Annotated in this window: 25 protein-coding genes; 11 read left to right on the top strand and 14 right to left on the bottom strand. The window is 60.9% G+C overall.

What is annotated here, in order from left to right; translation table 11 throughout:
* Positions 1-20 precede the first annotated feature (20 nt).
* The 7 genes from EK23_RS05370 to EK23_RS05340 all read right to left on the bottom strand — a co-directional run bounded on the left by EK23_RS05370 (position 21) and on the right by EK23_RS05340 (position 5,498).
* Positions 21-1,481: a mannose-1-phosphate guanylyltransferase/mannose-6-phosphate isomerase gene (locus EK23_RS05370; protein ID WP_103557138.1), complete on the bottom strand. Its 1,461-nt coding sequence runs from the start codon at positions 1,479-1,481 to the stop codon at positions 21-23.
* A gap of 63 nt (positions 1,482-1,544) precedes the next feature.
* The gene (gene waaA / locus EK23_RS05365) at positions 1,545-2,828 is read right to left on the bottom strand and encodes a lipid IV(A) 3-deoxy-D-manno-octulosonic acid transferase (RefSeq protein ID WP_045224258.1); all 1,284 of its coding nucleotides are present in this window, start codon (positions 2,826-2,828) and stop codon (positions 1,545-1,547) included.
* A gap of 67 nt (positions 2,829-2,895) precedes the next feature.
* Entirely contained in the window at positions 2,896-3,342 is a 447-nt protein-coding gene (gene rplI, locus EK23_RS05360) for a 50S ribosomal protein L9 (RefSeq protein WP_045224257.1), read from the bottom strand.
* Between the two features lie 56 nt (positions 3,343-3,398).
* The gene (locus tag EK23_RS05355; protein WP_045224446.1) at positions 3,399-4,271 is read right to left on the bottom strand and encodes a YybS family protein; all 873 of its coding nucleotides are present in this window, start codon (positions 4,269-4,271) and stop codon (positions 3,399-3,401) included.
* A gap of 62 nt (positions 4,272-4,333) precedes the next feature.
* A complete protein-coding gene (rpsR, locus tag EK23_RS05350) occupies positions 4,334-4,564 on the bottom strand; it encodes a 30S ribosomal protein S18 (RefSeq protein WP_045224256.1) in 231 nt (76 codons plus the stop codon).
* Positions 4,565-4,619: 55 nt separating this feature from the next.
* On the bottom strand, positions 4,620-5,030 hold the full coding sequence (rpsF, locus tag EK23_RS05345) for a 30S ribosomal protein S6 (RefSeq protein WP_045224255.1): 411 nt from the start codon (positions 5,028-5,030) through the stop codon (positions 4,620-4,622).
* A 156-nt stretch (positions 5,031-5,186) separates the two neighbouring features.
* Positions 5,187-5,498 (bottom strand): hypothetical protein, encoded by a 312-nt coding sequence (locus EK23_RS05340; protein WP_045224254.1) that lies wholly within the window; start codon positions 5,496-5,498, stop codon positions 5,187-5,189.
* A gap of 272 nt (positions 5,499-5,770) precedes the next feature.
* Between EK23_RS05340 and EK23_RS05335 the strand changes: the two genes are divergently transcribed.
* The gene (locus EK23_RS05335) at positions 5,771-6,352 is read left to right on the top strand and encodes a TetR/AcrR family transcriptional regulator (RefSeq protein ID WP_045224253.1); all 582 of its coding nucleotides are present in this window, start codon (positions 5,771-5,773) and stop codon (positions 6,350-6,352) included.
* 121 nt (positions 6,353-6,473) lie between these two features.
* Complete coding sequence (locus EK23_RS05330) at positions 6,474-6,806, top strand: EthD family reductase (RefSeq protein ID WP_045224252.1); 333 nt, start codon at positions 6,474-6,476, stop codon at positions 6,804-6,806.
* Positions 6,807-6,855: 49 nt separating this feature from the next.
* Here EK23_RS05330 and EK23_RS05325 read toward each other — a convergent pair whose 3' ends face one another.
* On the bottom strand, positions 6,856-7,155 hold the full coding sequence (locus EK23_RS05325; protein WP_045224251.1) for a hypothetical protein: 300 nt from the start codon (positions 7,153-7,155) through the stop codon (positions 6,856-6,858).
* 236 nt (positions 7,156-7,391) lie between these two features.
* On the bottom strand, positions 7,392-9,503 hold the full coding sequence (locus EK23_RS05320; RefSeq protein WP_045224250.1) for a carboxy terminal-processing peptidase: 2,112 nt from the start codon (positions 9,501-9,503) through the stop codon (positions 7,392-7,394).
* 228 nt (positions 9,504-9,731) lie between these two features.
* Between EK23_RS05320 and EK23_RS05315 the strand changes: the two genes are divergently transcribed.
* On the top strand, positions 9,732-11,258 hold the full coding sequence (locus EK23_RS05315; protein WP_235281915.1) for a Ycf46 family AAA ATPase: 1,527 nt from the start codon (positions 9,732-9,734) through the stop codon (positions 11,256-11,258).
* 80 nt (positions 11,259-11,338) lie between these two features.
* Here EK23_RS05315 and trxB read toward each other — a convergent pair whose 3' ends face one another.
* A complete protein-coding gene (gene trxB / locus EK23_RS05310) occupies positions 11,339-12,298 on the bottom strand; it encodes a thioredoxin-disulfide reductase (protein ID WP_045224249.1) in 960 nt (319 codons plus the stop codon).
* Positions 12,299-12,608: 310 nt separating this feature from the next.
* Here trxB and EK23_RS05305 point away from each other — a divergent pair, with 310 nt between their 5' ends.
* The 3 genes from EK23_RS05305 to mtaB are packed head-to-tail and all read left to right on the top strand — an operon-like array spanning position 12,609 to position 17,502.
* Complete coding sequence (locus EK23_RS05305; RefSeq protein WP_268748162.1) at positions 12,609-14,939, top strand: DNA translocase FtsK; 2,331 nt, start codon at positions 12,609-12,611, stop codon at positions 14,937-14,939.
* 18 nt (positions 14,940-14,957) lie between these two features.
* Complete coding sequence (locus EK23_RS05300) at positions 14,958-16,190, top strand: nucleoside recognition domain-containing protein (RefSeq protein ID WP_327037031.1); 1,233 nt, start codon at positions 14,958-14,960, stop codon at positions 16,188-16,190.
* Positions 16,191-16,197: 7 nt separating this feature from the next.
* Positions 16,198-17,502 (top strand): tRNA (N(6)-L-threonylcarbamoyladenosine(37)-C(2))-methylthiotransferase MtaB, encoded by a 1,305-nt coding sequence (gene mtaB / locus EK23_RS05295; protein WP_045224247.1) that lies wholly within the window; start codon positions 16,198-16,200, stop codon positions 17,500-17,502.
* Between the two features lie 7 nt (positions 17,503-17,509).
* Here mtaB and cysZ read toward each other — a convergent pair whose 3' ends face one another.
* The 4 genes from cysZ to EK23_RS05275 form a co-directional block, all read right to left on the bottom strand.
* Entirely contained in the window at positions 17,510-18,247 is a 738-nt protein-coding gene (gene cysZ / locus EK23_RS05290) for a sulfate transporter CysZ (protein WP_045224246.1), read from the bottom strand.
* 98 nt (positions 18,248-18,345) lie between these two features.
* On the bottom strand, positions 18,346-19,719 hold the full coding sequence (locus EK23_RS05285) for a sigma 54-interacting transcriptional regulator (protein WP_045224245.1): 1,374 nt from the start codon (positions 19,717-19,719) through the stop codon (positions 18,346-18,348).
* A 4-nt stretch (positions 19,720-19,723) separates the two neighbouring features.
* Positions 19,724-20,293: a hypothetical protein gene (locus tag EK23_RS05280; protein WP_045224244.1), complete on the bottom strand. Its 570-nt coding sequence runs from the start codon at positions 20,291-20,293 to the stop codon at positions 19,724-19,726.
* Positions 20,294-21,793: a sensor histidine kinase gene (locus EK23_RS05275; RefSeq protein WP_045224243.1), complete on the bottom strand. Its 1,500-nt coding sequence runs from the start codon at positions 21,791-21,793 to the stop codon at positions 20,294-20,296. It abuts the gene before it with no gap.
* Positions 21,794-22,032: 239 nt separating this feature from the next.
* On the opposite strand from EK23_RS05275, the gene EK23_RS05270 reads away from it, so the two are divergent.
* From EK23_RS05270 to trxC, 5 genes are all read left to right on the top strand, one after another.
* Complete coding sequence (locus tag EK23_RS05270; protein WP_097990872.1) at positions 22,033-22,776, top strand: ABC transporter permease; 744 nt, start codon at positions 22,033-22,035, stop codon at positions 22,774-22,776.
* The gene (locus tag EK23_RS05265) at positions 22,773-23,513 is read left to right on the top strand and encodes an ABC transporter ATP-binding protein (RefSeq protein WP_045224242.1); all 741 of its coding nucleotides are present in this window, start codon (positions 22,773-22,775) and stop codon (positions 23,511-23,513) included. Before EK23_RS05270 ends, EK23_RS05265 begins: the two co-directional genes overlap by 4 nt.
* Before the next feature lie 160 nt (positions 23,514-23,673).
* On the top strand, positions 23,674-23,904 hold the full coding sequence (locus EK23_RS05260) for a YgaP family membrane protein (protein WP_045224241.1): 231 nt from the start codon (positions 23,674-23,676) through the stop codon (positions 23,902-23,904).
* Positions 23,905-23,912: 8 nt separating this feature from the next.
* Positions 23,913-24,176, top strand: a complete 264-nt coding sequence (gene grxC, locus EK23_RS05255; protein ID WP_045224240.1) for a glutaredoxin 3 — start codon at positions 23,913-23,915, stop codon at positions 24,174-24,176.
* A gap of 15 nt (positions 24,177-24,191) precedes the next feature.
* On the top strand, positions 24,192-24,620 hold the full coding sequence (trxC, locus tag EK23_RS05250; protein ID WP_045224239.1) for a thioredoxin TrxC: 429 nt from the start codon (positions 24,192-24,194) through the stop codon (positions 24,618-24,620).
* The last annotated feature ends 7 nt before the right edge of the window (positions 24,621-24,627 follow it).

Genomic DNA, 24,627 nt, shown 5'->3' with positions numbered 1-24,627 from the left:
GAGAATAGGTTCCTGCGTGTTTATGGTTCGATGCGGTTGTATTTATCTTCGAAGCGGACGATGTCATCCTCACCCAGATAGCCACCGGATTGCACCTCGATGATTTCCAGGGGGATGACGCCCGGGTTTTCAAGTCGGTGTTGCACGCCCAGCGGGATGAAGGTGGATTCGTTCTCGCCCAGCAGGAAGCTCTCATCGCCACGCGTGACTCGCGCCGTGCCCTTGACCACGATCCAGTGCTCGGCGCGGTGGTGGTGCAGTTGCAGCGACAAGGTTGCGCCGGGCTTTACCGTTAGCCGCTTCACCTGGTAGCGGTTGCCGTTGCCGATGCCTTCATAGTCGCCCCAGGGCCGGTGCACCTTGGCGTGGAAAACATGCTCCTGGCGTGCTGTCTGCTTGAGGTGATCGGTGATGGCCTTGACGTCCTGAGCCCTGTCCTTGTGGGCCACCAGTACGGCGTCCGTGGTCTCGATCACCAGCAGATCGGAGACACCGACGGCGGCCAGGAAGCGGTTTTGGGAATACAGCAGGGAGTTGTGCGCATCCTTGGCGAACACATCACCCACGGTCACATTGCCATCGTCATCCTGCGGCTTGACCTCGCTGAGCGCGGACCAGGAACCAAGATCCGACCAGCCGACGTCCAGCGGCAGCACCAGAGCCCGCACATCGCCCGCGGCGCCTGCCAGCCGTTCCATCACGGCATAGTCGATGGAATCGCTGGGACAGGCGGAAAACTGCCCCTTGTCCACCCGGACGAAATCGCCGTCGCGCTTGGCCGAGGCCAGGGCCGTCTCGCAGGCGCCGGCGATATCAGGCCGATGCCGGCGAATCTGCTCGCTCCAGACGGAAGCACGCAGCACGAAGATACCGCTGTTCCAGAGATAGTCACCGGACGCCAGATAGCTGGACGCCGTCAGCGCATCCGGCTTTTCCACGAATGCAGCCAGTTCGAAAGCCTGATCGCCCGCAGCCGTACCCTTGCGGATGTAGCCGTAGCCGGTTTCCGGTTTGTCGGGAACGATGCCAAAGGTCACCACGGCGCCCTTGGCCGCCCATTCTGCGGCATCCAGCAAACGCTGCCGAAACTGGGCCACCTGCTCGATGTGATGATCGGACGGCATTACCACCAGGATCGGGTCGTTGCCCTCACTGCCCACGTGCTGCGCCGCCAATGTCAGCGCCGGTGCAGTGTTGCGGCCCAGGGGTTCCAGCAGGATGGCGCTGTTATCAAAGCCCATCTGGCGCAGCTGCTCGGCCACCAGGAAGCGATGCAGCTCGTTGCAAACCACCACGGGTGGCTTGATCTTGAACTGTGCCGGCTCCGGCTCCATGTCCTCGATCCGCGCGACCGTTTCCTGCAGGAGGGTCTTATCGCCGACAAAGGCCAGGAACTGCTTGGGATACGCCTCCCGAGAATAGGGCCAAAGCCGAGTACCCGACCCTCCGGAAAGCACAACGGGCTGGATCACAATTGTCATGACGTAGGACACTCCGTTGAATGTGGTCTCAATGCCTTCGCTGCCATGGCCTGCGCAGCGTTCTCAGTCGTTGCTGCGGAGACGCGTCTCCGTGAGCAACGACTCCAACCGATCGGCTACACGCTGCAGGGCGCCGCGCCCCTGTTCCACGAACTGTCTGGCCTGACTGCCGATCTGCGCCCGGCGGTGGGGAGCGGCCAGCAACTCGATCACCGCCTGCCCGAGTTCTCGCCCGTCCTGGACCTTGATGCCTCCGCCCGCTTCGAGCAGGCTGCGACTGACTTCCAGGAAGTTGAACAGATGGGGGCCGAACAACGCCGGCACGCCTGCGCTCGCCGGTTCCAGCATGTTGTGGCCGCCCACGGGCACGAGACTGCCCCCGACGAAGGCAAGATCGCTGACAGCATAGAACTGTTTCAGCTCACCTAGGGTATCCAGCAGGAATACATCGGCGTCACCCAGCGGCACCCCCTGACTGCGCCGCGCGACGCGGAAGCCCTGGGCGCCGCAGAGCGCCTCGACGGCATTGAATCGCTCGGGGTGGCGCGGCGCTATGACAAGCGCCAAGTCCCGAAACTGTTGCCTGGCCGCGGCAAAGGCTACGAGCACCGGCAGGTCCTCGCCCTCATGCGTGCTGCCTGCGATAAGCACCAGCCTTCCACCGAACAAGTGCAGACGGAGTTGGGCGGCATCTTCCGCCCACCCTTCAGGCTGATTGAGGTCGAACTTGATATTGCCGGTGACACACACCGTTTCGGGTTTCGCGCCGATCTGGATGAACCGATCCGCGTCGGCCTGGGTTTGCGCTGCGATGAGACCCACGCTTGAAAGGCAGTCTCGGGTCAAGCCGGGCAGGCGCCCGTAGCCGCGTGCCGACCGCTCCGACAGGCGCGCATTGACGATGGCAAGCGGAATGCGCCTGGCACCGCAGGCACGAAAGAGGTTAGGCCAGATTTCCGTCTCCATGACCACCGCAAGGTGGGGCCTGAAATGCGTGAGGAAACGCTCGACGCCGCCTGGCAGGTCATAAGGGAGATATACATGTTGTACGCTGCTACCCAGCACAGCGCGGACCCGCGCAGAACCCGTCGGTGTCGTGGTGGTAACCAGCACAGGAGACGTGGGATGGCGCTCCGCCAACAAACGTATCAAGGGGAATGCGGCTTCTGCCTCGCCCACCGACACCGCATGGACCCAGATGCCACCGCTGTCTTCAGGAACCGAGTAGAGCCCGAAGCGCTCCGCCCAGCGTCGACGGTAGGCTGGCGCCTTGATGCTCCGCCAACTCAGGCGCGCCAATATGAAAGGAACCGCCAGATAAAATAGCCCGCTGTAGAGCAGTCGCACGGCGTCCTAGCTGATCTTTGCCGTCAGCAACGGCGGCTCGGCCAAAGGGACCGAACCGCCCGCTCCCTTATTCCGGAACGATGGAAACCGCCACCGTGGCGGTCACATCGCCGTGGATCTGGGCCTTTATCTCATAGTCGCCAGTGTGACGCAGGGCGCCGGTGGGCAGACGCACTTCGTGCTTGTGCAACTCGACACCTGCCGCCGTGACGGCTTCGGCGATGTCCTTGGTGCCCACGGAGCCGTACAGACGACCTTCATCGCCGGCCTTCTGCGCAATGCGTACGCTGAGCTTGCCCAGCGCTTCGGCGCGTGCCTGGGCCGCTGCCAGTTCGGCAGCCGCCTTCTTCTCCAGTTCGGCGCGACGCTGCTCGAACTCTTCCAGCTTGGCGGCTGTAGCCACCACCGCCTTGCCTTGCGGGATCAGGTAATTGCGTCCATAGCCTGCTCGGACGCTGACCTTGTCGCCCAGGTTGCCCAGATTGGCGACTTTCTCAAGAAGAATGATGTCCATGAATGGAATACCTCAATCGTTTCAAAAATTATGCTTTCAGCAGATAGGTTGTTCGATCAGGAGCGCGCAAGGCGCCGGCGCCAGTTCAGCCAGGGATCGCTGAAGCCCAGAAAAGCGACTGGCAGCAGGATTTGCGGGATCACCAGCAAAGCCAGATAAATCCCGCCCAGCCAGAAACCTTTGCGGCCCAGGAGGGCATGGACGATCGAGAACCCGGCGACAGCAAACAGCACGAAGAACACGGCGCTCATGTTCCAAGCAAACTCGGAAACCCCGCCGTCGGCCAGCAAGGCCAAGGCAATGCATGCCATCCCGGCATAGCCAGCGCCCGTATGCAGCCGCAGGGCTACGAATTCCGCCCGGAAACCGCCTGGGTTGTACAGCGCCGCCTGCCACCACCGCGCAATCAGCAATCCGAGCACCAGACTCATGAGCGATCCGGCTGCCGCAACCCCTGTCATGTAGTGGGCGAAAAACTGCAGCCGCTCATTGGCTTCGGACGCTTCGAACCCCGGCGGCGCGTGCTCCCGCATGGATTCAAGCAGGCGCTGCAGGCTTACTTCCCATAACTGGGAAGGGTCACCGGTGACCAGATACGCTCCCACCACCGCCAGCAGCGCCAGCGCCAGACCCGCTTCGAGCGCCAGGGCCAGCTGGCCGCTGGTGCGCAGGAGCATGGCCACCGGCCACACAGGCACCCACAGCAGCAAACCATAGACCGTGGCCGCCTGGAGGTTGCCCATCAGCAATGTCCCGGCAACTGCCGCCACCAGCGCCGAAACCGCGAGTACCCAAAGGCTTTCGCGCGCGCCCATCCGGAGTGTCACCAGCCCGAGGGCTGCGGAACTGAAGAGACTGACCAAGGGAACCATCAGCGAAAGCAAGGCCAGTCCCGCCACGCCAATCACGGCCTGGACGCGCCCGCGCATGATGAATGCCGCCAGACTCTTCAAAGCAAGCGTTCCCGCTCAGCCCCAGGCGCGGCGGCGGATTACTGCGGGTGCGAATCGCAGAACGGCAGCAGGGCCAGGAAGCGCGCCCGCTTGATGGCCGTAGCCAGCTGGCGCTGGTACTTGGCCTTGGTGCCGGTGATGCGGCTGGGTACGATCTTGCCGGTTTCGGAAATGAACTCGCGTAAGGTATCCAGATCCTTGTAGTCGATCTCCTTCACGCCTTCGGCGCTAAAACGGCAAAACTTTCTACGCTTGAATTGACGGGCCATGTGCTTAATCTCTTAATTTGACTTGTTCGAACACGATGTGGAAGGAAGCAGACGCTCAGGCTTCAGCGTCGGCTGGCTCGGCTGCGGCACTTTCGCCCTCAGCGGAGCCCTCGGTTTCCTCTGCACGCTCCGGCTCAGCCTCGCCTGAGCCCGATTTTGCAAGATGCGAAGCCTCGGTAATGGCTTCATCGCGGCGGATCGTCAAACTGCGCAGCACGGCATCGTTGAAACGGAAGCTGCTTTCCAGCTCATCCAGCGCCGCTTGATCGCACTCGATGTTCATCAGAACGTAGTGGGCCTTGTGGACTTTGTTGATCGGATACGCCAACTGGCGACGGCCCCAATCCTCCAGGCGGTGAATGGCGCCAGACCCGGATTCGATGATCGCACGGTAGCGGTCGATCATGGCAGGTACCTGGGCGCTCTGGTCAGGATGGACCAGAAAAACGATTTCATAATGTCGCATGAATGCTCCTTGTGGATGATAAAGCCTTCCGAAAACAGCACGGTAAGGCAAGGAGGGTTGGCTAAGAGCCCACACCTAAAAACCGCGCATTCTACGGCAGGATCAAGGTTAACACAAGGAGCGAAGGGGACTAAAAGCGGTCAGAAGGCTTTTCCCCTACCACGCCTTGCCGCCCATGGTCTTCCGCAAATGCACGTAATCGTACAGGTCACTCAGCATGAAATGCCGATTCAGCGGATCACGCATGTGCATCAGGGTCGCCTCGTCCCCACCCAGATAGCGTGACGCGGTGGTCCGGAACTGCTGCGGCATGCTCAGGTTGAACTGAGAAGGTTTCGTAAGCAGTTTGCAGACCAATTCAAAGAGCAGGCGATAACGCTCATCCTCCGGCTCCAGGTATGCGGCTCCGAAATCCTTGCCGTAGCGGGAGAACAAAAGCAGATAGTCGTCGGCGTCAGGGTTTTGCATGACGTTCGTGATAGCTGGCTTCACAGGTACGGAGGTTAATCCAGCAAGTAGCGCGGTCAACAGTATGCCTCGGCCGTGCGCCGATGACAGCCATGTGTGATTGATACAGCATTGCATCGATTATGGCCGATTATCGGCCCAGGCGGCCGTAGGATTTGGCGCAAGTTCCCATGAGGAAATATTTTCCTATCCATCTAGGTAGTCGCCTGAATTCTTGACTTAACATTCAATAATGACTATCCTCTTCCCTCATTCGATACAGGACAAGAATTGTGGCGAGACCTCGCGAATTCGATTATGAACAGGTTATGGACAAGGCGGTGGAGACATTCTGGCGCAAGGGTTACGAAGCCACATCCATTCAAGACCTGGTGGACGCCACCGGCCTCCACCGCGGCAGTCTGTATGCCGCGTTTGGCAGCAAACAGGAGTTGTTCCTGACCGTCCTGGACCGTTACAACCACGTCGTGGTCACGCGCCTCCTGGAACTGCTTGAAAATGAGCCGACGGGAAAAAATGGTATACGGCTGTTTTTCGCTACGGTGATCGAGCATGTCCTGACAGCAGGGCCGTTACGTGGCTGCCTGGTTACCAACTCCGCGGTCGAGCGCGGGCTTTCCTGTCAGGAAACCGCGGCCAAGGTCGGCGCTTGCCTGGAACGCCTGGAAGCCGGCTTCCTGCGTTCCCTGGACAGGATGTCCGCAGCAGGTGAACTCAGAAATACCTCGGACCGCCGCGCACTCTCCCGGCATTTGACGAGTTTGCTGCAAGGGCTGTTGGTTGTGGGAAAAATACGGCCCGAAGCAGAGGTTCTCAACGACATCGTTTCAGTCGGGCTGTCCGTGCTCGATTGATTTTTTTGCCCATTTATTGACCGATCATTCATTAACCAAGAAGGAGGCTGTCGAACACCGACCCAGAATCCGGAATCGATCAACAATACCCAACTCCCAGCAACCCGAAGTGAGGCTTGTAATGTCCGAAGTCAAATTTACAGTGATCTACCCGACCCCGACCGATATCGAAACTTTCGAGAAACTCTACCAGGAGGAACATGTGCCCATGGCCATCGAAAAACTGGCAGGCAAATCCCGGTTCGTGGCAAGCAAAGTGGTGGGTTCACCGCAAGGCAAAGCACCCTTCTATCGCATCGCCGAAATTTACTTTCCATCCATGGCGGCACTGGAGGCCTGTGCCGCATCCGAGGGCGGACGGGAAACCGTGGCGCATGCCGTTAAAATTTCCAGCGGGGGCGCCCCTCTTTTCCTGATCTCAGAAAGCGAAACCTTTCAATTCAACCCCGCCTGACCCCTGGTCCGGGCGCCGCACGCCGGCGCCCTCCCCGGGTTCAAACAGGTTACACCCCATCCTCACCTTCGACGGCCCCCTTCCGGCACATTACCCGTGTCCGAAACAAGGCTGCGAGAGCGATGCCCACCGCCGCGGACACGACGTCCATGGTCAGGCCCATGGCAAAACTATGTGATCCCGCACTTACCTTGAGCAGCGGCCTTAACACGAGATACATGCTGGCCGCAAAGCCAGCATAGTAGACCAGCATCCCTCCCAGCACCCACTGAAAGATGGGAAGTTTCAGTCGATCTGCGGTCTTGAAATACCAGAAGGCAATGATGGAACTGGCGATGACTCCGATCATGGCAAAACCTCAAGAGGAAGTACGAAAGGAAAAACAGGCACATCATCGCAGGTGGCCCCATACTGGCCAAGACGAAAAAAGGGCCGCACATGCAGCCCTTCATCGCACCCGCCCACCGGACTCAGTTCAAGTCACTGATGCGGGATTAATTACAAATGGTGCCCTTGGCTCACTCTTCGCTCGCCAATCCCATGCACCGCGGACACCGTTGGTCTTGTACCTGGAAGCCCATGCCTCTAGTGAACAACGGCGCGCTCACCCGGAGAACGGGAGGCGAGGCCCTGATTCCCATGCTCCAGCCGCGCCGCATCGCTCAGTATCTGCGCCGCTTCGCGCAGCAAGGGGTCATCAGCCTTCTTGTCTGCCTTCCCGGCGCCTTGCACCAATTTAGTCTGTTCATCCGTATCGTCTTCGGACTTGCCTGATTCCTTGCCTCGTGACTTCAGCTTGGCGTCCTGCGCGTCGCGCTCGGCGCGCCGTTTGACTTCATTCAAGGAAATCAGGTTCTGTTTGCGGCGCTGGTCATACTCGGCAATGTCTTCCATCAATTCCTGGTATTCCTTCTCTTTGACGACCCGCTGACTGTGGCGGAGCTTCAACTCGGGAAGAATATCGTGCCAGTTTTTGGCAATTTCCCGATAATCGGCGGGCTTGACCCGCATCCAGGGGAGACCGTTGCCATAACTGGCTTCGCCGCTTTCTTCGGCATCTGCGGTAGACGGTAGCTGGATGTCCGGCGTCACGCCTTTCAACTGGGTCGTACCACCGTTGATACGGAAAAATTGCGCGATAGTCAGCTTCAGGTCACCCAGTTGCGCCCCCTGGCCCGGAGCAAACTGGTCGAGGTCGACCATGGTCTGAACCGTACCCTTGCCAAAGCTGGTTTCGCCAATCACCAAACCGCGGCCATAGTCCTGAATGGCCGCCGCAAAGATCTCCGACGCGGAGGCGGATGCACGGTTGATCATCACCGCCATGGGACCACTCCAGACCGGACCCGGCGCAGCGCCCCTGGCCACGGATACATCACCGCGCGCATCACGCTGCTGAACCACCGGCCCGGAACCGGTGAAAAGACCGGTCAACTCGATTGCTTCGCTCAGCGACCCGCCCCCGTTGTTACGCAGATCGATGAGCACCGCGTCAACCTTCTCGGCCTTCAACTCACCCAACAAGCGGGAAACATCGCGCGTCGCGCTGCGATAATCCTTCTCTCCTGACTGCCGGGCCTGAAAGTCCTCGTAAAAGGTCGGCAACGCAATCACGCCAATCCGCCGCACGGTGCCGTTGTCATTCAGCGACAGGACCGATTTCTTGGCCGCCTGGTCTTCCAGGCTGATCTTCTTGCGCACCAGCGGCACCACCTTGTGTTCCGAATCCGGTCCGCCTTCGGCCGGAATGACATCGAGCAGTACCACCGAATCGGGTGCGCCGCGGATCAGAGCCACGGTATCGTCCAGACGCCAGCCGACGACATCGGTCATCGCGCCCTTGTTACCTTGTGCGACACCGACGATCCTGTCGCCCGGCTTGAGCTTTTCCGACAAAGCGGCGGGGCTGCCGGGCACCAGTTCCTTTATCGTCGCATAATCATCCTTCTCCTCGAGCACGGCACCGATACCCACCAGGGATAGCTTCATCGCAATGCCGAAATCTTCGGTAGCGCGGGGACCGAGGTAATTCGTATGCGGATCCACGGACATCGTGTAGGCATTCATGAAGATCTGGAAGGCGTCTTCACTTTTCAGCCGCGCCATGCGCTTGAGGAAATTTTCGTAGCGTTTGTCCAGCAGAGCGACAATGGCCTTGTCGTCCTTGCCCGCCAACTTGAGTTGCAGCCAGTCGTTCTTCACCCGCTTGCGCCACAGATCGTTCGCTTCCGCCTGGGATTTGGGCCAGGGCTCCTTCTCGCGGTTGAACTGGTAGTCTTCCTCCACGCTGAAATCGAAGCCGGACTTGAGCAAGGATCGGGCATAGCCGAATCGTTCCACGGCGCGCTTGACGTAGAGGTTGAACATATCGAAGGGTACGCTCAAGTCGTTCCTGAGCACCGCGTCATCCAAGCGTGTACGGGCTGCTTGTAGCTGCTCGATGTCGGCCTGGGTGAACAGCATGCGGTCGGGATCCAGCGACTTGAGGTAACCGTCGAAGATTTTTCCCGACAGGCTGTCATCCAGCGTCAAGGGTCGGTAATGGTGTTCGCCGATGATCCTTGCCGTCAACTGGGCGGCCATCGCTTGTTGCTGCAGCGGCCGCAATGTCGGGTAGCGCTGCGCAGCAACCTCAGGCGTGTTCGCCTGGACGCCGAACGCAACCGCAAGCAACAGGCAAATCAGTATCCGGTACATTGAAACTCCCATGTTAAAAGGGTTGCGGACGTGAACGAGCGGGCGGGTTATCGAGAGAATTCCAGACACTTGGTCTCCATCATGGCCAGTGTTTATCATGTCGGGGTAGCGGCAACGAGGCGGAAAAGTGAGGCATGCCATTATGGCAAGATTGTGGGAACGTCTGTCGATTCTTTATCATGCAGCCTGCATAAGCCATCTTCAAGCCATAGGGAAGAGTGACATAACGTGAATACCCATTCCAATACCCAGCCCGCAGAAGGCAAGACGCTAAAAACACTGCGCGAGCTGATCGAGTCGGGTCGCCCCCTCATCTACATCCACTCCCCGGAGGAGCGGCGCGTATCCGAGCTGCTCGGCGAGGCCGCGCAAACATTTTTTGCAAGTCCCGTGCCTGTTTGGGCCTGGAGCCTTACCGAAGGCATGCGCAGCGGTACCGAGCGCGCCGGTGACGATGCGCTCGATGCACGCGAAGCGCTGGATTTCATCGCCGCACATCAAGGCCCGGCACTCTTCCACCTCAAAGACTTTCACGAGCCCCTGAGCGAGTCCCCAGAAGTGCGGCGGCGCCTCAGGGACCTCTACGAGCTCTGCTTCGACCGCGGCAAGTTCATTTTCATCTCTTCCCCGTTGCGCGTCATTCCGGAAGAGCTCAGCCGCAGCCTGATCTACCTGGAGCTCGGCCTGCCCGACCAGAACGAGCTAAGCCAATTCGTACGCGACGAAAGCCGCGCCTTGGCGGAGAACGGGGTCAAGGTGGATACCAGCGATGCCACATTCACTCAGATTTGCCACGCCCTCCGCGGCCTCACACTGGATGAGGCACGCCATGCGATTCGCAGGGCCATCGCCGCAAACAAAACGCTGGACAGCAATTCCCTACCAGCCCTGTTCGAGGAAAAGCGGTTGCTGGTGAACCGCACCGGCATGATCGAATACGTAGCCGATGGCACACGCATCGACCGGGTAGGCGGTCTGGAAGTCCTCAAGCAATGGCTGGACGAGCGGCGAGAACTCTTCCAAATGCGAGACAGCGTCAGCGCTGAAATAGTTCCCAAAGGCGTACTTATCATGGGTATCTCCGGATGCGGCAAAAGCCTCTCGGTGAAAGCCATCGCCTCGGCTTTCGAATTACCCCTTTACCGCATCGACATGACGGAAATCTTTTCGGGCCGCCACGGCAGTGCCGAAGGCGCCTTCGTCAAAGCCTGCCACATGCTCGAAGAAATCGCGCCGGCGGTGGTCTGGTTCGATGAAATCGAAATGGGCATCACCTCTTCCGCCACATCGGGGGAACAGGGCCGCATTTTCGCCTTCTTTCTGACCTGGATGCAGGAAAAGGCCAGTGGCCTGTTCGTGGCCGCCACCGCCAACCGCATTGATCTCTTGCCTGCCGAGATGATCCGCAAGGGCCGCTTCGACGAGGTCTTCTTCGTCGACCTGCCGATCGACGAGGAGCGCGTGGACATCTTCCGCATCCACCTAAAACGCCGCGGCATCGATCCCGATGCCCTTGGCGTGGAGCGACTGGTCCGCCTTACCAAAGGCTGGACCGGCGCCGAGGTGGAGCAGTGTGTGGTCGCGGCGGTCACCGCGGCACACCTGGAGAACCGTAACGTGACCCTGGACGATCTGCTCCACGCCGGCGGCAAGATCGTTCCCTTGTCCAAGACCATGCGCGAGCAGTGCGACCACATCCGCAGTTGGGCGCGCGACCGCGCGGTGCGCGCCTCGCCGAGCGAATACGCCTACTGACGAATAAGCGGCTCGACCGCCCGGTCAACTCTCATCCGGTGACTCGGGTAGTCGCTGCAGCCCTGCCGTTGCCGCGCGCTTCAGGCCTGCTCCAGACTATCCAGGTAACGCTCAGCGTCCAATGCGGCCATGCAGCCGGAGCCGGCCGACGTCACCGCCTGACGATACACCGAATCGGCCACGTCACCCGCCGCAAACACGCCCTCCACGCTGGTGGCCGTGGCATTGCCTTCGATGCCGCTCTTGACCACGATGTAGCCGCCGCGCATGTCCAACTGGCCATTGAATATCTCGGTGTTGGGCGAGTGACCGATGGCCACGAACACACCGTCCAGGGCAATATCCTTGGTGCTTCCGTCCTGCACATGTTTAATGCGCATGCCGGTGACGCCCATGTTGTCACCCAGCACCTCGTCAAGGACATGGTTCCACTCGATTTCCACATTGCCGGTCTTCGAGCGCTCGATGAGCTTGTCGGACAGGATCTTCTCCGAACGGAACTTGTCTCGGCGATGCACGACCGTCACCTTCGAAGCGATATTTGCCAGGTACAGCGCTTCCTCGACAGCGGTATTGCCACCGCCGATAACCGCCACCGGTTTACCACGGTAGAAGAAACCGTCGCAGGTGGCGCAGGCAGACACGCCGCGCCCCTTGAATGCCTCCTCGGAATCCAGCCCCAGGTAGCGTGCCGACGCGCCAGTGGCGATGATCAGGGCGTCGCAGGTGTAGGTGCCGGAATCACCGACGAGGCGGAAAGGCCGCACTGAAAGGTCCGCCGTGTGGATGTGGTCGAAGATCACCTCGGTGTCGAAGCGCTGCGCGTGCTTGAGCATCCTTTCCATCAGTTCCGGGCCTTGTACGCCCTCGGCATCACCCGGCCAGTTATCCACATCCGTCGTGGTGGTGAGCTGCCCCCCCTGCTGAATGCCGGTAATCATCACCGGTTTCAGGTTGGCCCTGGCCGCATAGACTGCCGCCGTGTAACCGGCAGGGCCTGAGCCCAGAATCAGAAGGCGGCAATGTTTGGTATCGCTCATGTACTCCCTCGTCGAAGTGGTGAGTTTGAAAAATGGGCATGTAAGGCTGTCCGTTCCCAGGTGGCGGAATCGCTTTCATCGCGGCACGCTTCCCGCGACACAGCTTTTGTCCATGGCTACCTGGCTCAAGGCACGTTCGGTGCCAGAGGATGTAAACTGAAGGCCGCCACCGGGCAGATGCTGGCCAGTCTCCTGAAATCTAAAGGCTAGTATGACGACGGGGTTTTCGTCCGTAAAGTGCGGCCATGCTAAAATGGCGTTACTCTGAAAAAACACTGTGTAAGCATATTTCCTTGATTTGGGGCGAATTTTGTCGCACGTAGAGAAGAAGATCGTAGCTGCCACGGATATTGGTGCCACGCTAAGCCGGGGACTTCGCGAAACAGGTTTCATGGCGTATGTGGCGGTCGCCTTGTTTTTCCTGATTTCCCTCATCACCTTCGCACCGTCGGATGCCGGCTGGTCTCACTCCGGCACGGGCAAGGCCATTGTCAATGGCGGCGGCGCCGTGGGTGCCTGGATTTCAGACCTTTCGCTATCCCTGCTGGGCATTACCGCCTTCTTGATACCGCTGCTCCTGGCGGGTTATGGGCATTCGATCTACAAGGGCCGACATACGGCGACGCCGGCTACGTTTCTAACCCAAGTCCTGCGCTGGTTCGGACTGGTCCTGGCCCTGATTGCAGGGGCCGGCCTGGCTGATTTGCACATTCTGCGTGTCCCGCTTCCCTTGCCGGGCACCACCGGTGGCATTCTGGGTCAGGAAATGGCCGACCTGCTGATGGACGACTTTGGCAGGACGGGTGCGTCGGTGCTGATGGCCGCGGCCTTCCTGGCCGGGGTTTCCTTGTACACCGGCTGGTCCTGGCTCGTACTGGTAGACGCCGTGGGCAAGTATGCTCTGCTGGTGGTGGGGGGCTTCCTTTCGGTCTTCACCGGCATCCGCCACAGCCATCCGGAACCAGCGGCGCCAGAAGCCACAGAGCCAGTTTCAACCCGCGAAAAGGTTCGCGCGCCCCGTCCGGAACCCGCGGCACGGCGGCAAGCCGCTGCCGCGCCTGAACGGCCGGAAGCGGCCAGACCCGCTCCCAGCATCAGCCAGAAGGCGAACTTCACCGGTGCGCCCCCGATCCGCTATGTGTCCGGAGAACTGCCTCCCCTCGATCTGCTGAATCAGAAGGCCGCCAAGGTTCGCGCTTACAGCGAGGAAATGCTGGAAGAGATGTCGCGGCTGGTCGAGTCCATCCTGGATGATTTCGGCGTGACCGTGGACGTGGTGGACGTGCATCCCGGCCCCGTCATCACCCGCTTCGAACTGCAGCCCGCCGCGGGGGTCAAGGTCAGCCGGATTACCGGCCTGTCCAAAGACCTGGCCCGCGCCCTGTCGGTCACCAGCGTCCGCGTGGTGGAAGTGATTCCGGGCAAGTCGGTCATCGGCCTGGAGATCCCCAACGAGGAGCGGGAAATTGTCCTGCTGCACTCGGTCCTGTGCTCCGAACCTTACCAGCACGCACAATCGCCCTTGACCCTGATCCTGGGCAAGGACATCGGCGGCGCGCCGGTGGTCGCCAACCTGGCAAAGATGCCGCACCTGCTGGTCGCCGGCACCACCGGGTCCGGCAAATCGGTGGCCGTCAACGTCATGATCCTGAGCATGCTGTTCAAGGCACGGCCCGACGAAGTGCGCATGATCATGATCGACCCCAAGATGCTAGAGTTGTCCATCTACGAAGGCATTCCCCATTTGCTGACGCCGGTCGTCACCGACATGAAAGAGGCCGCCAACGCCCTGCGCTGGAGTGTGGCGGAGATGGAACGGCGCTACAAGCTGATGTCCATGCTCGGCGTGCGAAACCTGGCTGGCTACAACCAGAAGGTCAATGAAGCCATCGCCGCCGGAGAACCCCTGCTCGATCCGACCTGGTCGCCCAATCTCACGGTGTCCGACGACGACGGCCCGCCGACCCTGGCCCACCTGCCCTTCATCGTGATCGTCATCGACGAGTTGGCGGACATGATGATGATCGTCGGCAAGAAGGTCGAGGAACTCATCGCGCGTCTGGCGCAGAAAGCCCGCGCCGCCGGCATCCACCTGATCCTGGCCACGCAGCGGCCTTCGGTTGACGTGCTCACCGGCCTGATCAAGGCCAATATCCCCACTCGCATCGCCTTCCAGGTGTCCTCGCGCATCGACTCCCGCACCATCATCGACCAGGGCGGCGCGGAAGCCCTGCTGGGCAACGGCGACATGCTGTTCCTGCCGCCGGGCACCGGCATACCCATGCGCGCGCACGGCGCCTTCGTCTCCGATCAGGAAGTCCACGACGTGGTCGAATTCCTCAAGCAGACCGGACCCGCCAACTACCTGGAGGAGATCACCCGGTTCTCCGAGGACGGAGGTGACTTCTCGGTCTACAAGGGTACCGTGGAGAGCAGCGAAGAGTCCGATCCACTCTACGACGAGGCGGTGCGCTTCGTCACCGAGAGCCGCAAAGCCTCCATCTCCAGCGTGCAGCGCCGCTTCAAGGTGGGTTACAACAGGGCCGCGCGCATGATCGAGGACATGGAAAGCGCCGGCATCGTCGGCGCCGCCGAGACCAACGGCTCCCGTGAAGTGCTGGCGCCGCCGCCGGACGTCTGACCCGGTCAGCTTCCCGCTTTGCTGCTCAACCGGTTATGGGTCGGATTTCTGCTGACGGCGATCGTGTTTGGCACCGGCAAGTCGCTGCTCAGCGGCGACGCCGCGCCGCTCGCGGCGATGACCGACGCCCTTTTCTCCAGCAGCCGGCAGGCCTTCGAAATCGCCCTGGGCTTGACCGGCACCTTGGCCTTCTGGCTCGGAATGCTGCGCATTGGCGAGCAGAGCGGGATGATTGGCGCCCTGACCCGGGCGCTCCGCCCCTTGTTGCGGCGGCTGATGCCGGCCGTGCCCGACGGCCATCCGGCCCTGAATGCCGTGGTGATGAACCTCTCGGCCAATATGCTGGGTTTGGACAATGCAGCGACGCCCCTGGGCATCAAGGCCATGCAGGAACTGCAGTCGCTGAATCCGCAACCGGACACCGCCAGCGACGCGCAGATCCTGTTCTACGTGCTGAACGCCTCCTCGGTGACCCTGTTCCCCCTGACCATCCTGACCTTCCGCGCCCAGATGGGAGCCCCCTACCCGGCCGACGTGTTGGTGCCCATCCTGCTGGCGACCTTCTGTTCCACCTTCGCCGGACTGCTCAGCGTCGCGCGGATGCAAGGCTTGCGGCTGGCGGACCCGGTCGCGCTGGGCTATCTGTTGGGCATCGTGCTGTTGCTCGCGGGCCTTGTGGTCTTGCTGTTCCAGCAAGGACAATCCGGCCTGCAGGCACGCTCGGCGCTGGTCAGCCAGGTAGCGCTGCTGGGGCTGGTGGCCGTGTTCCTGACAGGTGCCCTGCGCACGGGCGTCAACGCTTACGAGTCATTTCTGGAGGGAGCGAAGGAAGGATTCACGACCGCCATCAGCATCGTGCCCTATCTGGTCGCCATGTTGGTCGCCCTGGCGTTGCTGCGCGCCAGCGGCCTACTGGAGACTTTAAGCGCCGGCCTGCGCCAAGCGGCGGCCTATGTGGCGCTGGATGGCCGCTTCGTCGATGCATTGCCGACGGCGCTGATCAAGCCATTCAGCGGCAGCGGGGCCCGGGCCATGATGCTCGACACCATGCGCAGCTTTGGCGTGGATTCCTTTGCCGCCCGCCTGGCTGCCGTCATCCAGGGCAGCACCGAGACCACCTTTTATGTGCTGGCCGTGTATTTCGGCGCGGTGGGCATCAGGAATGTCCGCCACGCCGTGGGCTGCGCACTGTTGGCGGATGGGGCCGGGGTGCTGGCCGCCATCTTCATTACCTACCGCTTTTTTGGCTGAGAGAGTCATGCGCGTCAATCTGAAGACCCTGGGCTGCCGCCTCAACGAGGCGGAACTGGAAACCTGGGCGCAGCAGTTGCTGGCCGAGGGTCATAGCCTCGTTGCCGACGCCCGGGACGCTGACCTGGTGGTCCTGAATTCCTGCGCCGTCACCCAGGACGCCGTGCGTAAATCGCGGCAACTGGTCCGTCGCAGCCACCGTGAGAACCCCAGTGCCAAACTGGTGGTCAGTGGTTGCTATGCCACGCTGAACCGGGACGAAGCGGCGCAATCCCTGGGCGTCGATCTGGTGGTGGACAATCGTGACAAAGCGCGGCTGCTGGAAATCGTCAAGGAAAACCTGGACATCCACGCCATGCCCGCGTTCTCCTCCGAGCCGGGCGAGTCCGCCCTGTTCATGCGAGGGCGGCAGCGGGCCTTCGTCAAGGTCCAGGATGGCTGCCGCTACCGCTGCACCTTTTGCATCGTCACCGTAGCCCGTGGCGAAGAGCGCAGCCGCGCGGTGCCGGACGTGGTTGAGGAAGTCCGGCGCCTGCATGAGCAGGGAATACAGGAAGTTATCCTGACCGGGGTACACTTGGGCGGTTGGGGCAGCGACCTGGGCATGCGTCTGGACCAACTGATCGCCGCGGTGCTGGAACAGACCGAGATCCCCAGGCTGCGCCTGGGCTCGCTGGAACCCTGGGAGTTGTCGGAGGACTTCTTTGCCCTGTTGGGCAATCCCCGCTTCATGCCGCACCTGCATCTGCCGCTGCAAAGCGGCGCCGATTCGGTGCTGCGGCGCATGGCGCGGCGCTGCAAGACCGCCGAGTTTGAAGCACTGGTTCGGATGGCGCGGCAGGCCGCGCCGGATTTGAACATCACCACCGACATCATTGTCGGCTTCCCCGGCGAAAGCGAATCCGAATGGCAGGAGAGTCTGAGCTTCATCGAGCGCATGGGGTTTGGACACATCCACGTATTCAGCTATTCACCCCGGGAGGGCACCAAGGCAGCGACCTTACCCGACCCGATCGCCAGCCAAGTGAAAAAAGCCCGAAGCCAAGCGCTCCATGCGCTCGCGCAACGACAGAAGCAGGAGACGCTGTCGCGTCATTTGGGCCGCCGCATGGCGGTGCTGTGGGAGGAAAGCCGGGGGAGCGACAGCGAAGGCAGGCACCGGTACTTCGGTTACACGCCCAACTACCTGCGGGTGGAAACCACGGTGCCCGAAGGCAGCGAACTGAGCAACACCATTGCCGAGGCGCGCCTTATCGCCCTGGCGCCGGGCGGCGAGCATGTATGCGCGGTAGCACTGCCAGAATCAGCCTGACGCCGGCTTACAACGCCTCGCCTCGACGCTCCGCCTCCAGGATGTAGAGCGTGGCACCGATCACCGCGGCGGGCGGAATGAAGATGTTCAGCAATGGTATGGCCAGGCCCAGCATGACCGCGCCGCCGAACGCCAGCATATCCAGGCGTCGCTTTCTGACGACATCACGCTGCTCTTTGAACAGCAGCCCCCGTGCTTCCAAGGGATAGGCCATGTAGTCCAGGGAGAGACTCCAGGCACCGAACAGCATCCAAAGGAAGGGTGCAATGACGTTGATCAGTGGAATCAGGAACAGCGCCAACAAAGGCAGCGCGCGCAACGCAAAATAACCCAGCCGCCGCGACTCGGAAAACAGACTGGCGAGCGCACTATGCTCGGAGCCCGGAGCCGCTATCTGGCCGCTGGCCTGTAGTCGGCGCACCTGCTCGGTCAAGCGTCCATAAAGGGGCGAACCGAGGAGATTGGTCATCAACGTGAACGTAAAGAAGGCAGTGGCCAGGAGCAGAAGCGCGAACAACGGCCACAGCAACCACCGCAGCCAGTCCAGCCAGGCTGGAACCAACCAGTGCATGGCCGCCGTGAAATAACGGGAGGCGAGCCAGAAACCCGCCGAGTACAACACGACGTTGATCAGGATCGGAAACCACACGTAGCGCCGCAATCCCGGCGCATTCAAGAGCTTCAGGCCCTGAACCAGGAAAAGAAATGCGGCGGCGGGACCCACCGACCGGATAGGAATCTGCATGGAAGCGCGCAATGGGAAGAGAATAAGGGGCGGCAAGCACAAGTCTGGTTTTGGTCAGTAGAGGACCAGCCGCCGTGTAAGCGAGATTGAAGTTCGGCTCAGGTCACCTTGGGCGGCGGTTCACCCGCCCCTTTGAACAGGGAAGGGTTCATGCCGTGGCGGCTGAGCAACCGGTAAAATTCCGTTCGATTGCGTTTGGCGAGCTTGGCTGCCTGGGTAACGTTGCCATTGGTCATCTGTAGCAAGCGAACCAGGTAATTGCGCTCGAACTGGTCGCGCGCATCCTGAAGGGATTGAAACGAAGTGGGCTCCTCCTTCAGGGCACGCTGCACCAGTGTCACCGGAATCAGAGGGGTGGTCGCCAGGGCGATGCACTGTTCGACCACATTGCGTAACTGCCTGACATTGCCCGGCCAATCCGAGTTCACCAGGCATTCAATGGCTTCCGGCGAAAAGCCCTTGACCCGGTCACCGTAGGTCTCGGACAGATCCCTGAGAAAGTGCATCGCGAGCAGGGAGATGTCTTCACGGCGGCCCGCCAGGGAAGGCAGTTCGAATGTCACCACATTGAGGCGGTAATAGAGATCCTCGCGGAAATTGCCGTCCGCCATCGCCTGCTCCAGGTCGATATGGGTGGCGGAGATAATCCGTACATCCACCGGCTCGTCGCGCGTGCCGCCCACCGGGCGCACGACCATTTCCTGCAGGGCCCTCAGCAGCTTGACCTGTATGGCCTTGGGCATGTCGCCGATTTCGTCCAGAAACAGGGTACCGCCGTCCGCCGCTCGAAACAGGCCCAGGTGATCCCGGGTGGCGCCGGTGAACGCTCCCTTCTTGTGACCGAACAATTCCGATTCGAACAGGTTCTCCGGTATCGCGCTGCAATTGACCGCGACGAAGGGTCCCTCGGCACGCAGGCTGGCATCATGGATGGCACGCGCCAGCATTTCCTTGCCGCAGCCGCTCTCGCCGCGGATGAGAATACTCGCCTTGTTCTGCGCGACCCGGTGCGCCTGGCTGAGCAGTTCTTCCATGACCGCACTCTGGGTCACGATGCCGCACCGCCATTCGTCCGATACCGAGGACGCGGTATTGGTCAGGCCGATACGCATGGCTGCGTTCACCTGATTTACCAGTTCGTTCTTCTCGACTGGCTTGGAAATGAAGCCGAACACGCCACGCCGGGTCGCATCCACCGCGTCGCTGATGGTACCGTGGGCAGTCATGATGATAATCGGCAAGGTGGGATACTGCTCATGCAAGGCATCAAACAGGGCCAGTCCGTCCATGCCCTCCATGCGCAGGTCGGTCACCACCACATGGGGCCGGAAAATGGCGACACGTGACAGCGCCGCTGTCCCGCTAGGCACGGTTTCCAGTTCGAAGCCCGCGGACGTCAGGCGCAGGGCCAGAAGCCGCAGAAGGTCCGGGTCGTCATCGACCAACAAGACCCGTTTTCTATTTTCATTCATAGGCTTAGTTTCCATCTTGGGAACCGCCCAGGTTTTGTTCAATGGACTTGAGAGCATCGATCTTATCCTGTAATGACTTGATCTCGCTTTCGCGAGTCTTCATCTGCCGGCTCGTCGACTGCACCCGTTGATTCGTGACCCGTAGCTGCCGTTCCAGACTCTTACGTTGATCCATCTCGCGATCAAGGCGGCTCAGGATCTGCTCGATAAAGTCGAACAGACCGCGCGCGCGCTCATCGCTGATCTCCGTGCGCCTGGCCTTGATGCCCTCCATGGTCTTGGAGATGTCTCCACAATTCTTTAGCAATACCTGGGCCAAAAATAAATGGAGCTGTATGCCGATCCCTGGCTTGGACTTCTGCATTTCCAGCAAGCGCTCACACTCTTCCAGGCGCCGGGTTGGCGTCACCCGGGCCAGGGAAGCCGTGAAGTCCAACAAGGTCTCGCCATCGGCGCGCTCGTATAGATCAACCGGCGAGGGCGGCGGAGGCGGCGGCGGGGCGGGCTTCTTGACCAGGGTGCAAGCCGGGGCGGTGAACAGGAAAAGCACAAAAATCCAGGCAAACTGTCTCATCTAGGTGTCAAACTGAAGCGGAATTAATATTCGGATCCGGGCGCCGGTCTTTCTGCCCCGGGGTTCTAAGGCTTCCACCCTGCCTCGGTGGCTGGCGACACATTCGCTAACGATGGCCAGCCCGAACCCCGTGCCCTTGACGCCAACTTCCCTGGCCGCGCGGCCCTGGAAAAAGGGCTCGAACACATGGGCCCGCTCGTCCGGGTCGATTCCCGGACCGTCATCCTCGACCTCCAGCATCATGCTCTTGCCGTTCTTACCATTGCGGCTGAGGGTGATGGCAATTTCCCCTTCGGGAGGCGAGTATTTAACGGCATTGGACAGGAGATTGTCGACGATGGTCCGCAGTTGCTCCGCCTTACCCTGCACTTTCATCGATTCCAGTCGCTCTTTCACGACAATGTTTTTCGCGCGAAACTGGATCTGGTACTCGTTGAGCTGGTCCCGGATCAGTTCGGTCATGTCGACTTCCGCATATCCGGTCTGGTTGATACGCGCATTGAGCTGGCTGTAATTGAGCAGTTTGGCCAAAAGACCGTCGAGCCGCTGCGTGTTGCTGACCATGATCTGGGCAATTTCCCGCTGTTCGGGATTAAGTTCCCCCACCACCTCGTCGGCCAGCAACTCCGTCCCTTCGTGAATGGTGGCCAGAGGCGTCTTGATCTCGTGGGAGACATTGCGCATGAAGAGTTGCTTGGCTTCCTCCAGACTGCTCAAGCGGTTGCGCAACCACTCCAGCCGTTCACCCAGATATTCCAGGTCGCGGGGCCCCACAACGCGGATAGGATGGGAGAAATCGCCGCTCCCAAGGCTGCGGATGGCCTGGTCCATGCGCCGGATTGGCCGCACGATGAGGTAGACAAAGAACGAGATGAGGCCGAAAGATACCGGCAGCAAGAGCGAGGATTGCATGAACAGGCGCCGCTGGACTTCCCGCGAGCGATTGTCCAGATCGTGCGCTTCCTGGTCGACAAACTCCTGATAGCCGCTGGAAATCTGTCGCGCCTGCGCTGCCAGGGCGAGGAAGCTGTCGCCCACGGCCTTGCTGAGCGCATCCTGCTTGCCCTTGCGTTTCTCCTCCTTGACCCCGGCGGTGGGCCCGACCGCCGTAATCCGTTGAAAAACCGCGTGCTCCTGTTCACTCAACGCCCCCACCGCCGCGACCAGGGCATCGGTGGAGGGCAACTTGAGCAGGCTTGCGATAACCTCCTGGAAGCCCTGGTGGCTGTCCTCGTAGCCCTCGCGTGAGGTGTCGTCCTGCAGCACCAGGTATTGCTTGCCCTTGCGCTCGGTTTCGGTGAGACGTTCGATCAACATCCGGCTCTTCTGCGTCTGCTGAGCCACCTGGTAAACGGACTTCTGGGACATGACAGCCAGTTCCTCGACCGCGGAGGCAGCCGAGACGATCGCCATGATCAAGGGCAGCACCGCCAGCGCAAACCCGAGCAACACCAGGCGGCGCAGGGACAGGGAACGTAGAAATATGACCAGAAAAGACATAGGTGGAAACATTGCCATTGCATGGCGGGCGCCGCTGGAGCCGGACGGCGAACTGGCGCGACCGGCACCCCGTTCAGGCCATCCGCCCTGTCGCTCTGTCACGACAACGTTCAGCTCGCGCGACACCTGAGGGCAACAAAGGTGGAGCACGCGGGCTTCAACGCCTTAAAATAGCACGGCGGGGTGAAATAGTCGCCACCGCATACACCGACGGCGCAGCCGCACACATGACCTGAGCCATGGCCAACAATCTGATGCTACGCAGCCTCTCTATTCTCCTCTTCGTGGGAATTTGGGAGATTGCGGCCAGAGCGGCGCACTCGCCCGCTCTTCCGACACCCTTTGACGTGTTGACGGTGTTCGGCCAGGAAGTGCGGAGCGGTGAATTGCCCTACCACCTGGGCATGACCTTGGGCCGGCTAGCAGCCAGCTTCCTCCTGGCCATGTCGCTGGGCAGCGGCATTGGCCTGCTGCTCGGCCGTCACGAGGCCTACAACCGGTTCTTCGACAGCTGGTTGCTGATCTTCCTCAATATACCGGCGTTGGTCAGCATCATTCTGTGCTATGTCTGGTTCGGACTGTCTGAAGCGGCCGCCATCACCGCCGTGGTGATCAACAAGTTGCCCACCGTGGTGGTCACCCTGCGGGAAGGAGCCCGGAGCCTGGACCGTGATCTCATGGAAATGGCGCAGGCTTATCGCTTCGGCCGTCTCAAGACCTTACGCCACGTGACCTTGCCGCAGTTGTTCCCTTTTTTCCTGGCCGCTGGGCGCAATGGCCTCGCCCTGATCTGGAAGATCATCCTGGTGGTTGAACTGCTCGGCCTGAGCAACGGCATGGGCTATCAGCTCCACCTGTTCTTCCAGATGTTCAATGTATCGGCCATTCTGGCCTACACCCTGGCCTTCATCATCGTCATGCAGGTGATCGAGACCGCGATGATGAAGCCCCTGGAACGGCGCGCGGCGCAGTGGAAGCGATGAAGTCCATCCAGATACGCATCGATCGCAAAACCTACAGCAACGGAGCGCACTCGGTCGACCCAGTGATCATCCGCGATCTGCGGATCAGCCTGTCGGACGGGGAGTTTGTCTGCCTGGTCGGACCATCCGGATGCGGTAAAACTACTCTGCTGAATATTCTCGCCGGCCTCGACCCTGATTTCGAAGGCACGATCCGATCCACGCCCGATAACCATCGTCCGCGGATGGCCTACGTGTTCCAGAACCCGCGCCTGCTGCCGTGGCGCACGGTCCGCCAGAATGTCGAACTGGCGCTTTCCGAACCGGTTGACCCTGACCTAATCGAGCATCTCCTGCAAGCCATGGACGTGGCCCAGGTGCAGCATCAGTACCCGCAGCGCCTCTCCGTGGGTATGAGCCGCCGCGTGGCTCTGGTGCGCGCCTTCGCCACCCAGCCCGAACTGCTGCTCATGGACGAGCCTTTCGTCTCCCTGGACGCCCCCACGGCCCGTCGGGTGCGGCAATTGCTGGTGCGGGTCTGGCGCGAAAGACCGCACACCGTGTTGTTCGTCACCCATGACCTGCGGGAGGCGATCTCACTGGCCGACCGCCTGATCTTCCTCAGCAGCCACCCCATGATGACGGCGGCGGAGGTGCCGGTCACTCTGGAACCTGAGGCACGCCAGGATCTCGTCCGCATCGATGGCTTTCATCAGGAACTGCTCGCCGCACATCCGGCCCTCGCGCACCTGTTATGATTCTGCCCGATACCACGTCGCACAGCATCGGCCCGGTCATCCCCGCGGCTGCACACCGACGCAGGCCGGCTTCTGCCGATGCAAGCCTTACGGACTGGGTTGAAATCGTCCCGGGTCGGCGGCATATTAGAGTTTGATTAAATTGAAGCGGGAGCCTCCCATGACCACCCATCGCATCGTTCGCATCGTCGCTGGATTTTTCGTCCTGCTGTCCCTGAGCCTCGGCGTGGAGGCCAGCCCTGTCTATGTCAGTTCCTACTGGCTGTGGTTCACCGCCTTCGTCGGCGCCAACCTGTTCCAGAGCGGATTCACCCAGTTCTGTCCCCTCGACATGATCCTGAAGAAACTCGGCGTCCCGGAAACCTGCGGGCAAGCACCGGCCAAGTCCTGAGACCACCCATGAACAAAGTCGTGATGTACAGCACGGCCATCTGCCCCTTCTGCCTGATGGCCGAGCGCCTTCTGCGCAGCAAGGGTGTAGAGGACATCGAGAAAATCCGCGTGGACCTCGATCCCCAATTACGCGTGGAAATGATGGAGAAAACCCGCCGGCGCACGGTGCCTCAGATTTATATCGGCGACACCCATGTGGGCGGATTCGATGATCTGGCGGCCCTGGACCGTGCCGGAAAACTGGACGCCCTGCTGCATCCTGCCGACTGATCTTCGGAGTGCGACATGATCCTTGTCTGCCCGCGTTGTGGAGTGACCAATCGGCTTCCCGAGGCCCGTCTCAGTGACCAGCCCGTGTGCGGCAAGTGTCGCACGCGCCTGCTTCCGGGCGCGCCGATCGAGTTGACCGAAACCCGCTTTGCAAACTACGTGGGCAAGAGCGAACTGCCTGTCATAGTGGACTTCTGGGCGGCCTGGTGCGGCCCGTGCAAGATGATGGCCCCGATATTCACTGCGACCGCCGCGGAGTTCGCTGCTCAGGTCCTGTTCGCCAAAGTGGATACCGAAGCCGAACCGGGCCTGGCCCAGCAGTTTGGCATACGCAGCATACCGACGCTGGTGCTGTTCCGCGGGGGACGGGAAGCCAAGCGCGTCAGCGGCGCGATGAATGGCAGTCAGCTTCGCGCCTGGCTTGCCGGTGAAGCCAAGGCGTGAACACAGG

It is taken from the genome of Methyloterricola oryzae (assembly GCF_000934725.1).
In the GTDB taxonomy this organism is placed as follows: Bacteria; Pseudomonadota; Gammaproteobacteria; order Methylococcales; family Methylococcaceae; genus Methyloterricola; species Methyloterricola oryzae.
The sequence above is the reverse complement of the archived record's forward strand: the minus strand, read 5'-3'. Positions and strand labels throughout refer to the sequence as shown.

What these genes read in the sequence shown, in the direction of transcription:
- mtaB (WP_045224247.1), top strand. Translation starts at nt 16,198, where the DNA reads ATGCGCGTCAATCTGAAGACCCTGGGCTGCCGCCTCAACGAGGCGGAA.
- cysZ (WP_045224246.1), bottom strand. Translation starts at nt 18,247, where the DNA reads ATGCAGATTCCTATCCGGTCGGTGGGTCCCGCCGCCGCATTTCTTTTC.
- EK23_RS05320 (WP_045224250.1), bottom strand. Translation starts at nt 9,503, where the DNA reads ATGTACCGGATACTGATTTGCCTGTTGCTTGCGGTTGCGTTCGGCGTC.
- EK23_RS05330 (WP_045224252.1), top strand. Translation starts at nt 6,474, where the DNA reads ATGTCCGAAGTCAAATTTACAGTGATCTACCCGACCCCGACCGATATC.
- EK23_RS05270 (WP_097990872.1), top strand. Translation starts at nt 22,033, where the DNA reads ATGGCCAACAATCTGATGCTACGCAGCCTCTCTATTCTCCTCTTCGTG.
- rpsF (WP_045224255.1), bottom strand. Translation starts at nt 5,030, where the DNA reads ATGCGACATTATGAAATCGTTTTTCTGGTCCATCCTGACCAGAGCGCC.
- EK23_RS05370 (WP_103557138.1), bottom strand. Translation starts at nt 1,481, where the DNA reads ATGACAATTGTGATCCAGCCCGTTGTGCTTTCCGGAGGGTCGGGTACT.
- EK23_RS05340 (WP_045224254.1), bottom strand. Translation starts at nt 5,498, where the DNA reads ATGCAAAACCCTGACGCCGACGACTATCTGCTTTTGTTCTCCCGCTAC.
- EK23_RS05325 (WP_045224251.1), bottom strand. Translation starts at nt 7,155, where the DNA reads ATGATCGGAGTCATCGCCAGTTCCATCATTGCCTTCTGGTATTTCAAG.
- rplI (WP_045224257.1), bottom strand. Translation starts at nt 3,342, where the DNA reads ATGGACATCATTCTTCTTGAGAAAGTCGCCAATCTGGGCAACCTGGGC.
- EK23_RS05280 (WP_045224244.1), bottom strand. Translation starts at nt 20,293, where the DNA reads ATGAGACAGTTTGCCTGGATTTTTGTGCTTTTCCTGTTCACCGCCCCG.
- EK23_RS05355 (WP_045224446.1), bottom strand. Translation starts at nt 4,271, where the DNA reads ATGCGCGGGCGCGTCCAGGCCGTGATTGGCGTGGCGGGACTGGCCTTG.
- trxB (WP_045224249.1), bottom strand. Translation starts at nt 12,298, where the DNA reads ATGAGCGATACCAAACATTGCCGCCTTCTGATTCTGGGCTCAGGCCCT.
- EK23_RS05265 (WP_045224242.1), top strand. Translation starts at nt 22,773, where the DNA reads ATGAAGTCCATCCAGATACGCATCGATCGCAAAACCTACAGCAACGGA.
- grxC (WP_045224240.1), top strand. Translation starts at nt 23,913, where the DNA reads ATGAACAAAGTCGTGATGTACAGCACGGCCATCTGCCCCTTCTGCCTG.
- EK23_RS05260 (WP_045224241.1), top strand. Translation starts at nt 23,674, where the DNA reads ATGACCACCCATCGCATCGTTCGCATCGTCGCTGGATTTTTCGTCCTG.
- trxC (WP_045224239.1), top strand. Translation starts at nt 24,192, where the DNA reads ATGATCCTTGTCTGCCCGCGTTGTGGAGTGACCAATCGGCTTCCCGAG.
- EK23_RS05285 (WP_045224245.1), bottom strand. Translation starts at nt 19,719, where the DNA reads ATGAATGAAAATAGAAAACGGGTCTTGTTGGTCGATGACGACCCGGAC.
- rpsR (WP_045224256.1), bottom strand. Translation starts at nt 4,564, where the DNA reads ATGGCCCGTCAATTCAAGCGTAGAAAGTTTTGCCGTTTTAGCGCCGAA.
- EK23_RS05275 (WP_045224243.1), bottom strand. Translation starts at nt 21,793, where the DNA reads ATGTCTTTTCTGGTCATATTTCTACGTTCCCTGTCCCTGCGCCGCCTG.